Origin of the sequence: Halostella limicola, from assembly GCF_003675875.1 — an archaeon.
Classification (GTDB): Archaea; Halobacteriota; Halobacteria; order Halobacteriales; family Natronoarchaeaceae; genus Halostella; species Halostella limicola.
The window spans coordinates 880336-893455 of the sequence record NZ_RCDI01000002.1; the positions used below are offsets into that span (position 1 = coordinate 880336).

Sequence of the window (13120 nt, forward strand, 5' to 3'; positions counted from 1 at the left end):
GGGCGGCGACCGGCGCGGCGTCGCCGCCGCACTGCGCTGCGTCCTGCGCTGTGCGGCATCCCCGCTGCGCCGCTTACTGCGACGCGACGCTTATCGTCCGCCGGTCGTCGATCGCCCGCTCTAACTCCTCGGCGATGGCGCTGCCGCGGGTGACCTGCACGTCCCCGCCGCGGCCGACCGTGGCGGTGAAGAGGTACTCGCCGTCGGCCTGCACCTCGACGGTCTCGCCGGCGTGACCGTCGACCGGGATGACGATGTGGCGCGACGTGACCTCGGGTTCGACGACATCGCCGCTGCGGCCGGCGGGGCTGTTGCCGCCGCCACCGCCCGCTCCGCCGTTCACCGAGCGACCGCCGGGCTTCTCGTCGTGCGTGCGCACGTCGATGTCGATGCCGAGGCGGTTCTCCACGTCGGTGATCCGGCCGCCGCCCTTGCCGATGACGGTGGAGATGTCGTCCTCCTCGACGTAGACGACGGCGGTGTTCTGTCCCTTGAGGTCGACGTCCACGTGTCCGCGGGCGATAGAGCGGATCTCGCGTTCGATCTCCTGACGCGCGATGCGGTCGACGCCGCCCTCGTCGCTCTCGCCCTCGCCGATGGGGACGGTGACGACCTGCCGGTTGAACGTGTAGATCTCGTACTCCGGCTGGCCCGTCTCGAAGTCGCGGATCATGATCACCGGGCGGGTGAGGTCCTCCTCGGTGAGGCCCTCGGGCACCTTCACCTCGGTGGTGACGTCGTACACCTTCGCGACCTCGCCGGCCTCGATGTAGACGACGGTGTCGACGACCTGCGGGATCATGCCGAGTTCGACGCGGCCGACCAGTCGCTGGAGCGCGTCGATGGCGCGGGTGGCGTGGACGACGCCGATCATGCCGACGCCGGCGAGGCGCATGTCGGCGAACACCTCGAAGTCGTCGGTCTTGCGCACCTCGTCGTAGATGGTGTAGTCCGGACGGACCATCAGCAGCGAGTCGGCAGTGTTCTCCATCTCCCCGCCCAGTTCCGTGTACTGGGTGATCTCTGGGCCGACCTGCAGGTCGCGGGGCTTCTCCATCGTCTTCACCGCGAAGTCGTGGTCGGCGATGTACTCGGCGACCGCCTGCGCGAACGTCGATTTCCCCGCGCCGGGCGCGCCGGAGATGAGGACGCCGCGTTTCGACTCCAGCAGGCGCTCCTTGAGCTCGTCCGCGAACTCGTAGTCCTCGATGTCGGTCTTGACGATGGGCCGGACGGCGGTGATCTCGTAGCCGTCGGCGAACGGCGGCTGCGCGACCGCGATCCGGTAGTCGCGGAACTGGACGATCGTCATGCCCTCGTCCGAGAGCTCGACGAACCCCTCGTTGGACTGCTTCGCGCTCTCGATTATCTCCTGGGAGTACTCCTTCATCTGCTCCTCGGAGGTCGGCTCGTCGCCGATCTCCTCGAACCGCATCTCGCCGATCTCGCCGCGTTTCGCCATCGGGACCGCGCCGGAGCGGAGGTGGAGGCTCATCGTCTGGTCGTCGACCATCTCCTCGATGGAGAGGGTACCGACGTCGCGGGTCCGGGGCGTGATGTACTCCACGTCCAGCCCCTTCGCCCCCGCCACCTCGCTCTGGACGACGTCGCTGGTGACGAACGTGGCGTCGTGCTCGGCCGCGAGCTCGCGGATGAGCGCGTCGATCTCCCCCTCGGAGGCGTGGCCGCGCTCGACGGCGTCGGGGCGGGTGCCGATGTACTCCAGGTCGATCTCGCCGTCGTCGGCCAGTTCGGCCAGACGCTGGAGCTCGGAGAGGCCGTCCCACCCGCTGTCGATGCCGTCGTTTGCCTGCGCTTCCAGCTCCGCGACGACCGCTTCGGGGACCTGGATCGTCGCCCCCGCGAAGTCGCCGTCTTCCACTCGCTCGGACACGCGGCCGTCGATGACCACGCTCGTGTCCGGAACAACGTTCATGGGAACAAATACGGTCGCCGTCGTTCATAAGGGCACGGACCCGCCCCGCCCGGCGTCCCGGGCCGCTCCGCGGGGCCGCGTTCGGCCGAGGGCACGGCGGCGACCATCGCCGAGGAACGGGAGACGTTCGTCTCGCACAGCTTCCGGGGGAGTTTTTATCCCGTTCCCCTCGAACTGATGACGTATGCGACGACCGTTTCGGGGGACTCACGGTCTGCGGGCGCGGACGGCCGTCGCCGCCGTCCTCGTCTGCGTCGCGAACCTCGCGTTCGTGATGCTCGCGCTCGAACTCGTCGCGTTCTTCCTGGAGATGGTGGTCGTCGAACTGCTCGTCGTTCCCGACTGGACGAGCGTCGGTAACGACGTCATCGGGTTCGCGGCGTTCCTGCGCGAGACGGCGTTCTGGCGGTCGCCCGCGGTCGTCCCGCTGACGGCGGCATTCATGCTCGCGCAGTACGAGTACGTCAGCCGTCGACCGCTCGGAACGCCGGCGGCCACCCGGGCGGCGGCGGACGACCGCGACTCGCAGACGCGGCTCACGCGCCTCGTCAAGCAGGTCGGGACGCCGGCCCCGGAGGTACTCGTCGCGGACAAGCCCCGGCCGAACAGCTACGCTGTCGGCCGGAAGGGGAACGCGACCGTCGTCGTCACACGCCCGCTGCTCGACGCGCTCGACGACGACGAACTCGACGCGGTGCTGGCGCACGAACTCGCCCACGTGACCAACCGGGACGCGACGGTGATGACGATGGCCGTCGCCCCGGTGCGCCTCGCGCGGGCCGCCGGAACTTCCCTCGACCGGACGGTCTACTGGACGGGCGCGACCTGCTACGCCGTGGGGATGTTCGGTACGGTCCTCGTGACGATCGGTACCCTGGGACTCCTGATCTATCGAGCGGCCACAACTGTCTACGACGCCGTCGTCGGCGTCCTCCCGGTGGTCGGTCCCGGTCCCGTCCTGCCGGCGGCGGTCGCGGACCCCGTCGTCGCGGGAGCGAGGACCGTCGCCGCTACTACGTTCGACGGCATCGTCAACGTCGGCGCCGTCCTCCTCCTGTTCGCGGTCTTCGCCGTTCCGCCGCTCGCGGCGGTCGCCGTTTACTACGTCGCTCTTGGGCCGGTCCCGCGACTCCTCGCGCGGTACCGGGAGTTCGCGGCGGACCGCGCTGCGGCGCGGATCACCGGCGACCCCGCGGCGCTCGCGAGCGCGCTCGCGACCCTCTCGCCCGACGACCGGCCGGACGAGGACTACCGCCGCGCGGGCGCGGTCGGGGAGCTATGCCTGCTCCCGGGCGGGATCGGCGACGAGGCCGAGGTCGGACCGATCCGCGCGTACGTCGCCGAGGAACTGCCGCGACTGGAGCGGCTGCTTCGCGCGATCCCCGTCGGCGCGGTCGCGCATCCGGAGACGGACGAGCGGGTCGAACGCCTGCGCGCGCTGGCGAGGGAGCAAGCGGCGTAGGGGAGCGAAGCCCTCATTCCGCGACCGAACGAGTACACGGCCATGGACGAGGTCACCGACCTCACGCGCGAGCTCGTTTCGATCCCGTCTCACGAAAGCGAGGCGGCCGCGGGCGACGCCGTCGAGGACTGGCTCCGTGCCGAGACGGACGCCGACGTGCGCCGCGACGACGCCGGTAACGTGACCGCCCGAAAGGGGAGCGGCGACGCGTCGCTGGCGCTCGTCGGCCACCACGACGTCGTGCCGCCGGACGAGGTGCAGGTGGCGTCGGACGAGTCGTACGTCGTCGAGGAGCGCGACGGCCGGATCTACGGCCGCGGTGCAGCGGACATGAAGGGGGCGGTCGCCGCCGCGATGTGCGCCTTCCGGGACGCGACCCCGGCAGACGGTCTCGAACTCGTCTTCGCCAGCTTCGTCGGCGAGGAGGTCGGCGGCGAGGGCGCTCGGCACGCTATCGACGCGGGGTTCGCCCCGGACTACGCCGTCGTCGGCGAGGGGTCGACGGGCTACTCCGCGCCGGGCGTGACCGACGTGGCCGTCGCGCACAAGGGCCGCCGGGGATCCACGATCGCTGCCCGGGGCGAGGCGGCCCACGCCAGCGAGGCGGAGGCGGGAGTAAACGCCGTCTACCGCGCCTGCGACGCCGTCGAGGTAGTCCGGGAAACGGACGCACCGGCGGTCGAGATCGCCGGCGAACGCGTCGAGGGGAGCGTGGTCGTCACCGAGATCGACGGCGGGTCGGCGTGGAACGTGGTGCCTGAGTCCTGCGAGGCGACCGTCGACGAGCGGACCGTGCCGGGCGAGCGCGCGCCCCTCGAACGCGTCGAGTCGGTCGCGGGCGTCGAGTGGACCGTCGACCAGGACCTCCCGCCGATGCGCTGCGGCGACGAGGCGTTCGCCGCGGCGGTCGTCGCGGCCGCGCGCGAGGCGCAGGACGGCGACCCGGAACGCGTCGTCAAGCCCCACGCGACCGACGCGGGCTGGCTCTCCGAGGCGGGCGTCGAGTGCGTCGTCTGCGGCCCGGCGGAACCCGGCGAGGCGCACACCGCCGACGAGAGCGTCGGAGTCGACGTGCTGGAGCGGTGTTACCGGATCTACCGAGGGAGCGCGGAGCGCGGGCCGCGGTGACCGCGGGGTAGCCGACTGAGGGGAAACAGCCGCTCCGAGGGGCGGTAAAACACGGGATTGATAATCCACGATCCCCTTCGATTCGTAACGATGGCTACCGAAGCAGCCGCCGACGACGTCTCCGACACGTACGAGCAGTTCCTCGCGGAGGTACAGCGGATCACGAACATCGGCAACGCCCAGGGCGTCCTCAACTGGGACCAGGAAGTGATGATGCCCGAGGACGGCACGCCGGCCCGGTCGCAGCAGCTCTCCGCGCTCTCCGCCGTGAGCCACGAGCTGCTCACCGACGACGAGATGGGCGAGTACCTGGACGAACTGGAGGACGCCGACCTGGACGAGGAGCAGGCCGCCGTCGTCCGCGAGGTCCGCCGGAAGTACGACCGCGCGACGAAGGTGCCGACCGAACTGGTCGAGGAGATCTCCCGCACTACCTCCGAGGCCCTGCCGAAGTGGGAGCAGGCGAAGGAGGAGGACGACTTCTCGGTCTTCGCACCGGTGCTCGAAGATCTGGTCGAGCTGAAGCGGGAGTACGCCGAGCACATCGACCCCGACGCCGACCCGTACGCCGTCCTCTTCGCCGAGTACGAGCCGTACCTCGACCTCGAAACCGCGGAGGAGACGCTGACCCGGCTCCGCGAGGAGCTCGTCCCGCTGATCGACGACATCCGCGAGTCCGACGCGGACCTCGCGCTCGACGCCTTCTCCGGCGAGTTCGACGTCGACACGCAGGAGGAGCTGGCCCGCGACGTGCTCGACGAGCTCGGCTACGACTGGGACCGCGGCCGCCTCGACACCGCGCCGCACCCGTTCTCGACCGGGACGCAGTTCGACGCGCGCGTCACGACGCGCTTCGACGAGGCGGACCCGCTCGGGGCGCTTACCTCCACGATCCACGAGTTCGGGCACGCCACCTACACCCTCGGCCTGCCGGACGACCACTACGGCACGCCGCTGGGCGAGTCCCGCGACCTCTCCGTCCACGAGTCGCAGTCCCGGCTCTGGGAGAACCACGTCGGCCGATCCGAGGCGTTCTGGGAGCGGTTCCTCCCCGCGATGAAGGAGCGCTTCCCGCAGATCGACGACGTGACGCCGGCAGAGGCCTACGAGGCCGCCAACCAGGTGTACGAGGACAACCTGATCCGCGTCGAGGCGGACGAGCTCACCTACCACATGCACATCGTCGTCCGCTTCGAGATCGAGCGCGAGCTCATCGAGGGCGACCTCGACGTCGAGGACGTGCCCGAGCGGTGGAATGACAAGTACGAGGAGTACCTCGGCATCCGCCCGGGGACCGACGCCGAGGGCTGTCTGCAGGACATCCACTGGAGCCACGGGAGCTTCGGCTACTTCCCGACGTACTCGCTGGGCAGCGTCCTCGCCGCGCAGCTGTACGCCCACGCCGAGGAGGACATCGACGACCTGGAGGGGAAGATCCGCGACGGCGAGTTCGAGCCGCTGCACGAGTGGCTGACCGAGAACGTCCACCGCCACGGCGCGAAGTACACGACGCCGGACCTCATCGAGGAGGCCACCGGCGAGGCGTTCACCGCCGACTACTTCCTCGACTACGTCACCGAGAAGTACGACGAGCTGTACGAGCTGTAGGCCGGCCCCGGCTGTCGACCGGACTTTCGTCGTCGCGGGGCGGTCGCAACCGCGTGCGACCGGGCGCGAGTCCGGTCGCGTTTTTATTCCGTCAGAGTGTTTCTAGAAACGACTTACGGCGACGAGATCTCACGCGATCGGTGCCGGCGAGAGCGGTCCGGAAAACGGCGCATAACAAACCCGGGAAACGGTGTCACGGCGAGTATGGGCACCAACGAAGTCCGCACAGTCATCCGCGTCTGGTCGACCAGGACGAAAGTGACCGCGCTGTTTCTCGCGACGCTCCTGGGGGTCGGCGTCGTCGGGATCGGGATCGTGAGCGCGGTGCGAAAGGCCCAGGCCGCGTCGAGCGCCGCCGCGCTGGTTCCGGGCGGCGGCGGGGGCGTGGAGTACCTGCTCCTCCCGGAGGTGGGACTCGCCTTCCTCGGGACGGCGGTGCTGTATCTGGTGTGGCTCGAACGGCCCCGCGATGGCGTCAAGCGGTGACGCCGGTCTGTACGACGGGTCAGCGGGGAACGAACGCCGCCCGCGCCGCCGGCGGACGCGGCGTTTAACCGGGTTCGCTCCCAACGGTCCCGCATGAACGTCGTCACGCTCCTCCCCTCGGCGACCGAGATCGCGTACGCGCTCGGGATCGAGCCGGTCGGCGTCTCCCACGAGTGCGACTACCCGCCCGACGCGGCCGAGAAGCCGGCGATGAACCGCTCGCGGGTCGACCCCGAGGCCAGCAGCGAGGCGATCAACGAGCAGGTGGTCGAGGCGGAGCGCGACCACGGCGGCGTCTACGAGATCGACGTCGAGGCGCTCGACGCCGCCGACCCCGACCTCGTCGTCACGCAGGGGATCTGCGACGTCTGCGCCGTCGACGAGGTGCTCGTGGAGCGCGCGGTCGACCGGATCGACGCCGACCCGGAGATACTCACCAGCGACCCGCACAGTTTAGCCGACCTCTACGACGACGTCCGCCGGATCGGCGCGGCGACCGGGCGCGAGGAGCGCGCCGCGGAACTCGTGACCGACCTGCAGGCGCGCGTCCGCGCCGTCGAGGAGCGCGCGAGCGAGGCCGAATCGACCCCACGGGTCGCGGTGCTCGACTGGACCGATCCCGTGATGGTGGCGGGCCACTGGGTCCCCGAACTGGTCGAGATCGCCGGCGGGGAGTACGGCATGGCCGACCCCGGTGACCGGTCGCGCCCCCGCGAGTTCGCCGAGGTCCGCGAGTACGACCCCGAGGTGCTGGTGGCCGCCCCCTGCGGGTTCGGACTGGACCGGACGATAGCGAACGCCGGCGAACTCACCGACAGAGACGGGTGGGACGACCTGACGGCGGTGCGGGACGGCCGGGCGTACGCGATGGACGGCCACCACTACATGAACCGGCCGGGGCCGCGGCTGGTCGACTCGCTTGAACACCTCGCCGGACTGGTCCATCCGGACCTGTTCGACGCGCCGCCGGAGAGCGTCGCGACGGCGTTCCCCTCGGCGACAGCGACCCGGCGATGACCGACGACTGGGCGGCGTCCGGCGACGCGACCGACGACCTCGTTTTCTCGGGCGGCGCGTACGACCGGGTGCTCGACCACGCCCGCGACGGCGCGCCTCTGGAGATCTGTGGCGTGCTGGGCGGAACGACGGGCGGTTCGGGAGGCGAAAGCGACGCCGGCGAGCGCCGCGTCGAGACCGCGCTCCCGGTCGAGAACGTCGCCGACAGACCGCGGACGCGGTACGAACTCGACCCGGCCGAGCAACTGGAGCGGATCGAGGCGATAGAGGACGGGGGCGGCGAGGTAGTCGGCTTCTACCACTCGCACCCGACGGGGCCGGCGGGACCGTCCGCGACCGACCGCGCGCAGGCGACGTGGCCGGGCGCGTCGTACGTCATCGTCGACCTGCGCGACGAGCGCGTCGGGGCGTGGCGCTGGACCGGCGAGGCGTTCAGGGAGGAGGCGGTTCGCGTGGAGCGCGACTGACGCGCCGATTCTCGCCGGCGACGACCGATCTCGGCGGTCACCGGTCTCGGTCGTAACTACCACCGCTTACGGGGCTGACCCACGTAGCACCCGGCATGACCGTCCCGCTGCAGTTCGGAGTCGAGGTCACGACGCGAACGATAACGATCGGCGGGAGCGCGGCCGTGGCGGTCCTCATCGCCCTCTCCGGCTTCTTCTCCTCCACGGAGATCGCCATGTTCTCGCTCGCGGACCACAAGGTCGAGGCGATGGTGGCCGAGGGGCTCCCCAACGCCGCCCTCGTCCGCGACCTGAAGGCCGACCCGCACCGCCTGCTCGTGACGATCCTCGTCGGCAACAACGTCGTCAACATCGCGATGGCCTCCATCTCGACGACGGTCCTCGCGCTGCACTTCCCGCCGGCGGAGTCCGTGCTGATCTCCACGTTCGGGATCACCGCGCTCGTCCTGCTGTTCGGCGAGAGCGCCCCGAAGTCCTACGCCGTCGAGCACACGGACACGTGGTCGCGGCGGGTCGCGCGGCCGCTGAAGCTCGCGGAGTACGCGATGTACCCGCTGATCGTTCTCTTCGACCGCCTCACGCGGGTCGTCAACCGGCTGACCGGCTCCACGGCCGCGATCGAGACGCCGTACGTCACCCGCACCGAGCTACAGCGGCTGATCGAGACGGGCGAGCGCGAGGGCGTCATCGAGGAGCAGGAGCGGGAGCTCCTGCTCGGGATCTTCCAGTTCCGGAACCGCATCGCCAAGGAGGTGATGCGCTCCCGGCTGGACGTGACCGCCGTCGAGGCCGAGGCGAGCGTCGCCGAGGCCATCGACGTCTGCGTCGACGAGGGCCACGACAGGCTCCCGGTGTACGAGGGCACGCTCGACAGCGTCGTCGGCGTCGTCGAGCTTCCGGACCTGATCCGCGCGCACCGAGACGGGACGGCGGCGACAGCGGGTGAGATCGCCGAACCGGCGCTGCACGTCCCCGAGACGAAGGACGTGGACGAACTGCTGGTGGAGATGCGCGAGGACCGCCGGCGCGTGGCGATCGTGATAGACGAGTTCGGCACGACCCAGGGGATCGTCACGCTAGCGGACATCGTCGAGGAGATCGTCGGCGAGATGCTGGAGGAGGCTGAACGCCCGGCGATCGAGATGATCGACGACCGGACCGCGCGCGTCCGGGGCGACGTGAACGTCCACGAGATCAACGAGGAACTCGACGTGTCGATACCCGAGGGCGAGGAGTTCGAGACTATCGCGGGGTTCGTCTACGGTCGCCTCGGCCGGGTGCCCGACGAGGGCGACGCGGTCGAGCACGAGGGGGTCCGCATCGAGGTCGAGCGGATGGACAACGCGCGGGTCCGGACCCTGCGGGTGACGAAGCCGGAATCGGCGGGAACGGACGGAACGCCGAGCGCGGAGGAAGAGGGGGAGCAGTGACGCCGTTGCTCAGCCGGGATGGAGCGGGCCGCGGCGCTCGTCGGGCGCAACGCGCGTCGGAGAAAAAACGGGTAAACGGCGTGTAGAGCCGGTTTACGGGCCCCAACGGGCAGTCAGTCGTCGCTCGGACTGCTCTCGGGCCCCGGTTCGGGCGTCTGCCGCTTCGCCTGGCCGGCCCAGCGGTCGATGTTCTGCGCGACGAAGTCCTTACCGCCCCAGCCGAGGGCGACGCCGCCGCCGATGGCGAGTGCCGCCGCGAGACCGTACGCCAGCGCTCTGGCGAAGATGAACAGGATGGAGACGTCGATCCCCATCGTGCTGAGGCCGATGACGACGGCGGTGAAGTAGAGGAACAGCCGCGTTCCCGTGGCGAACCACTTCGTGTACGCCGTGTGCGTCGCCGCGCGGGTGCGCTCTATCGCGTCGCCGATGAAGTCGGCGATGATGAAGCCGAGCACGATGACGAGGAGACCGCCCACCAGCGCGGGCAGGTACGACACCGCGGTCGTGAGCCACCGCGACAGCAGCGGGATGGCCAGCGCGTCCGCCGCGGCGAGCAGTGCCAGAGCGTACACGAACCAGGCAGTGATCGTTCCGAGGAACGACGACACCGGGTCGGTCGAGTCGCCGGCGATGCGGCCGAGCGGCGTTCCGCGCGCCTGTTCGTCGACGCCGGCGGCGTCCGTTGCGCGCCGCACCACTCCCCCGAGCAGGCGGCCGACGATCCACCCGATCAGGAGGATGACGACCGCGGCGACGAGTCGCGGGAGGAACGCCAGTATCTGTGCGATCACGTCCTGCAGGAATCCGGGGATGGACCGCAGCTGCAGGACGGCCGTTTCTTGGACGAGCAGTTGACTGTACATTGCGTTCGGACGGAGGGGCTTGACGGGTTTTGTTAAACGGAGAATATCTAAGAAATAAATTTTCGTTAGATATTTTGATTATATTTGTTGGCCGATGCGCGGGTAAATCCACAGTTCATTCATCCAGTCGAACTGATAGCACGGGGAGATCACCCTACCGACCAGAGAAACCTGCTCTGAACGGCGCCGCCGGGCGCGCGGCAACGACGCCCCGCTACCGTGCAGACGTGCGATTAGGCGTGGGTGCCGTTCGCTCGTCGTGGTAAGCGCCGAGTTCTATCACCGCCGAGGAGGGTGTGTCTCGTCCCGGGTGTCGACCGCCTCGCCGGATCCCGTCAGTCCGCGGCGATAGAGCAGGTCTCGGCGTACTCCACGTCGCTGACGGACTCGATGGCGGGGTCGTCGCCGCAGACCGGGCAGTCCGGGTTCTTCCTGAGCGGCACCTCGTCGAAGGTCATGTCCATCGCGTCGTACATCAGCACGCGGCCGTCGAGCGTCTCGCCCTTCCCGATGACGAGCTTCACGAGTTCGGTCGCCTGGATGCAGCCGACCGTGCCGGGGAGGACCCCGAGCACCCCGGTCGTCGCGCAGTCGGGCACGGTTCCCTCCGGCGGGGCCTCGGGGAACAGGCAGCGGTAACAGGGCGAGTCGTCGTCGCCGGGGAACGTCGTCACCTGCCCCTCGAACCGGAAGATGGCGCCGTGGGAGAAGGGTACGCCTTCGAGCGTGCAGTAGTCGTTGACGAGGTAGCGCGTCTGGAAGTTGTCGCTGGCGTCGACCACGAAGTCGTAGCCGTCGACGAGGTCGGCGACGGTGTCGCTGGTCACCCGCGTCTCGTGCGGGACGGCGTCGACGTCCGGGTTCAGTTGCTCGACGTAGTCGACCGCGCTTTCCGCCTTCGGACGGCCCACGTCGCCGTCGCCGTGGACGATCTGGCGCTGGAGGTTGCTGCGCTCGACGACGTCGTCGTCCGCGATGCCCAGACGGCCCACGCCCGCCGCCGCGAGGTACTGGATGACGGGCGACCCGAGGCCGCCGGCGCCGACGACGAGGACCGAGGCGTCGAGGAGGCGCTGTTGCCCCTCCGGGCCGACCTCGTCCATGATGATGTGCCGGGAGTAGCGGTCGAGTTGCGTCCCGTCGAGGTTCAGGTCGCTCATACCTCCGGATTGCGGGGGAACGGGCTTAAACCGTCCGCCGTCGGCCGACGACGCCGGGACTCGACGGTCGAGCGGGCGGGCGCGTGACTGGCCTGCTACCGCCGTCCGCGTGCGAAGGGGTTTAGCGCGGCGACGACGAAGTGGCGAGCGAGATGGTCGAGGAGATCACGCCAGCGGAACTGCAGGAGCGACTGGCCGACGGCGACGACGTGCAGGTCGTCGACATCCGCCCCGCGGCGGCCTTCGAGGAGGGGCACATCCCCGGCGCGGAGAACGTCCCGTTCCCCGAGTTCACGTCGGCGGTCGAGGAGCGCGACTGGGGCGACGACGTCGTGGTCGCCTGTCCGATCGGACAGAGCTCCGTGCAGGCGGGACGCCTGCTCGAATCGCACGAGAACGTGGGGCCGGAGACGACGGTCGCCTCGCTCGCCGGCGGCTACGACGAGTGGGACGGGGACCTGGAGGAGGCATGAGCGAGTTCGAGGGCCTCGCCGACTCCCTCTCCTGTGCCGAGTGCGGCGAGACGATCGAGGGCGGCTACGTCCCCGCGGACGGCGGGACGCTCCGGCGCGACGAAGCGGTCTGCGAGACCTGCGGGTGGGGCACCGTCGGCCACATGGGCTGTGCGCCGACGCGCGGGGACTTCGACGCCCCAGACGCGCTGGTCCGCGTCGAGGACGGGCCGGGCGACTACGCCGTCGGCGACGTGAAAGAGTAACGGCTGCCGGCGACCCGGCTACAGCCGCTCGTCCACCCAGGCGGCCACGTCGCGGACCTCCTGCGGCGTCGTCCCGTGGCCGACGGGGTACTTCTGAAAGGTGACGTCAGCACCAGCCTCATCAAGCAGCTCCGCCGCCCGCTCTGCCCGCTCGACGGGGATGACCTGGTCCATCTGCCCCGCGCCGACGAAGACGGGTTTCCCGGCGGCCGCGTCCGCGTCGTCCTCGTGTGCCGCCGCGAGATAGCCGTTGAGCGCGACCGCCCAGTCGTAGGCGCCGGGCCGCTCGACGAGCGCCGAGAGGCCGGTGATCGCCCCCTGACTGAACCCGAGCAGGCCGACCCGGTCGGCGTCGAGGCCGTACTCGTCGACGGCCGCGTCGACGAACTCGTGGACCAGTCTGAGGCTCCGCTCGAACCCCTCGGGGTCGGGCTGGCTGGCGTGGAGGCCGCCCTCCGAGAGGTCGAGGTCGTACCAGGTGTACCCGCCCTGAAGCCGGTCCGGCGCGCGAACGCTCAGGACGTGGAGTTCGCCCGGAAGTTCGTCGGCGATGGGCAGCAGGTCCCGCTCGTTCGTCCCGCGGCCGTGCAGGACGACGACCGCGGGGGCCGGACCGTCGCCCGCCTCCGGCGGCTGACTGACGTGGGTGAGGGGTAACGACTCCTCGGACATGCCCGTTCGTTCCGACTCCAGCGAGTTATACTGTCGGTCGTGCGGCTCCGCGCACGCCCGCCGTCGGCGCGATGGCCGGGGGTTGTCGGATATCAGTCAAACGACGACTGTTCTGTCGGAGTTCGGTGAAACGGCAGGTGCTGTCACACCCTCACGATTTATGTAGTGGT

Annotated in this window: 13 protein-coding genes; 9 read left to right on the forward strand and 4 right to left on the reverse strand. The window is 70.0% G+C overall.

What is annotated here, in order from left to right; all coding sequences use genetic code 11:
* Nucleotides 1-73: 73 nt before the first annotated feature.
* Nucleotides 74-1936, reverse strand: coding sequence for a PINc/VapC family ATPase (locus D8670_RS12305; RefSeq protein WP_121818383.1), 1863 nt, complete (start codon nt 1934-1936; stop codon nt 74-76).
* A gap of 184 nt (nt 1937-2120) precedes the next feature.
* Here D8670_RS12305 and D8670_RS20975 point away from each other — a divergent pair, with 184 nt between their 5' ends.
* The 7 genes from D8670_RS20975 to D8670_RS12340 all read left to right on the forward strand — a co-directional run bounded on the left by D8670_RS20975 (nt 2121) and on the right by D8670_RS12340 (nt 9534).
* Complete coding sequence (locus D8670_RS20975; RefSeq protein ID WP_162994287.1) at nt 2121-3398, forward strand: M48 family metallopeptidase; 1278 nt, start codon at nt 2121-2123, stop codon at nt 3396-3398.
* Between the two features lie 42 nt (nt 3399-3440).
* On the forward strand, nt 3441-4526 hold the full coding sequence (locus D8670_RS12315) for a M20 family metallopeptidase (protein ID WP_121818384.1): 1086 nt from the start codon (nt 3441-3443) through the stop codon (nt 4524-4526).
* A gap of 90 nt (nt 4527-4616) precedes the next feature.
* Entirely contained in the window at nt 4617-6134 is a 1518-nt protein-coding gene (locus tag D8670_RS12320; RefSeq protein WP_121818385.1) for a carboxypeptidase M32, read from the forward strand.
* 204 nt (nt 6135-6338) lie between these two features.
* A complete protein-coding gene (locus tag D8670_RS12325) occupies nt 6339-6620 on the forward strand; it encodes a hypothetical protein (protein WP_121818386.1) in 282 nt (93 codons plus the stop codon).
* Nucleotides 6621-6713: 93 nt separating this feature from the next.
* Nucleotides 6714-7637 carry a cobalamin-binding protein gene (locus D8670_RS12330; RefSeq protein ID WP_121818387.1) on the forward strand — a complete coding sequence of 308 codons (924 nt, stop codon included), beginning with the start codon at nt 6714-6716 and terminating at the stop codon, nt 7635-7637.
* Nucleotides 7634-8104 (forward strand): desampylase, encoded by a 471-nt coding sequence (locus D8670_RS12335; protein WP_121818388.1) that lies wholly within the window; start codon nt 7634-7636, stop codon nt 8102-8104. The genes D8670_RS12330 and D8670_RS12335 overlap by 4 nt, the downstream gene beginning before the upstream one ends.
* Before the next feature lie 95 nt (nt 8105-8199).
* Nucleotides 8200-9534: a hemolysin family protein gene (locus D8670_RS12340; protein WP_121818389.1), complete on the forward strand. Its 1335-nt coding sequence runs from the start codon at nt 8200-8202 to the stop codon at nt 9532-9534.
* 113 nt (nt 9535-9647) lie between these two features.
* Here the strand turns inward: D8670_RS12340 and D8670_RS12345 are convergent, their stop codons facing one another.
* Nucleotides 9648-10400 carry a mechanosensitive ion channel family protein gene (locus D8670_RS12345; protein ID WP_121818390.1) on the reverse strand — a complete coding sequence of 251 codons (753 nt, stop codon included), beginning with the start codon at nt 10398-10400 and terminating at the stop codon, nt 9648-9650.
* 335 nt (nt 10401-10735) lie between these two features.
* Nucleotides 10736-11560, reverse strand: coding sequence for an SAMP-activating enzyme E1 (ubaA, locus tag D8670_RS12350; RefSeq protein WP_121818391.1), 825 nt, complete (start codon nt 11558-11560; stop codon nt 10736-10738).
* Nucleotides 11561-11712: 152 nt separating this feature from the next.
* On the opposite strand from ubaA, the gene D8670_RS12355 reads away from it, so the two are divergent.
* Together D8670_RS12355 and D8670_RS12360 are read left to right on the forward strand one after the other, a co-directional pair.
* Entirely contained in the window at nt 11713-12033 is a 321-nt protein-coding gene (locus D8670_RS12355) for a rhodanese-like domain-containing protein (protein WP_121818392.1), read from the forward strand.
* Nucleotides 12030-12278 carry a hypothetical protein gene (locus tag D8670_RS12360; RefSeq protein WP_121818393.1) on the forward strand — a complete coding sequence of 83 codons (249 nt, stop codon included), beginning with the start codon at nt 12030-12032 and terminating at the stop codon, nt 12276-12278. Before D8670_RS12355 ends, D8670_RS12360 begins: the two co-directional genes overlap by 4 nt.
* An 18-nt stretch (nt 12279-12296) precedes the next feature.
* On the opposite strand, the gene D8670_RS12365 is transcribed toward D8670_RS12360, so the two are convergent.
* Nucleotides 12297-12950 (reverse strand): alpha/beta hydrolase, encoded by a 654-nt coding sequence (locus D8670_RS12365; RefSeq protein WP_121818394.1) that lies wholly within the window; start codon nt 12948-12950, stop codon nt 12297-12299.
* Between the last annotated feature and the right edge of the window lie 170 nt (nt 12951-13120).

Bases quoted from the DNA above. Each gene is read 5' to 3' on its own strand.
- D8670_RS12330 (WP_121818387.1), top strand. From the start codon at position 6,714: ATGAACGTCGTCACGCTCCTCCCCTCGGCGACCGAGATCGCGTACGCG.
- ubaA (WP_121818391.1), bottom strand. From the start codon at position 11,560: ATGAGCGACCTGAACCTCGACGGGACGCAACTCGACCGCTACTCCCGG.
- D8670_RS12315 (WP_121818384.1), top strand. From the start codon at position 3,441: ATGGACGAGGTCACCGACCTCACGCGCGAGCTCGTTTCGATCCCGTCT.
- D8670_RS12360 (WP_121818393.1), top strand. From the start codon at position 12,030: ATGAGCGAGTTCGAGGGCCTCGCCGACTCCCTCTCCTGTGCCGAGTGC.
- D8670_RS12340 (WP_121818389.1), top strand. From the start codon at position 8,200: ATGACCGTCCCGCTGCAGTTCGGAGTCGAGGTCACGACGCGAACGATA.
- D8670_RS20975 (WP_162994287.1), top strand. From the start codon at position 2,121: ATGCGACGACCGTTTCGGGGGACTCACGGTCTGCGGGCGCGGACGGCC.
- D8670_RS12325 (WP_121818386.1), top strand. From the start codon at position 6,339: ATGGGCACCAACGAAGTCCGCACAGTCATCCGCGTCTGGTCGACCAGG.
- D8670_RS12305 (WP_121818383.1), bottom strand. From the start codon at position 1,936: ATGAACGTTGTTCCGGACACGAGCGTGGTCATCGACGGCCGCGTGTCC.
- D8670_RS12335 (WP_121818388.1), top strand. From the start codon at position 7,634: ATGACCGACGACTGGGCGGCGTCCGGCGACGCGACCGACGACCTCGTT.
- D8670_RS12345 (WP_121818390.1), bottom strand. From the start codon at position 10,400: ATGTACAGTCAACTGCTCGTCCAAGAAACGGCCGTCCTGCAGCTGCGG.
- D8670_RS12355 (WP_121818392.1), top strand. From the start codon at position 11,713: ATGGTCGAGGAGATCACGCCAGCGGAACTGCAGGAGCGACTGGCCGAC.
- D8670_RS12365 (WP_121818394.1), bottom strand. From the start codon at position 12,950: ATGTCCGAGGAGTCGTTACCCCTCACCCACGTCAGTCAGCCGCCGGAG.
- D8670_RS12320 (WP_121818385.1), top strand. From the start codon at position 4,617: ATGGCTACCGAAGCAGCCGCCGACGACGTCTCCGACACGTACGAGCAG.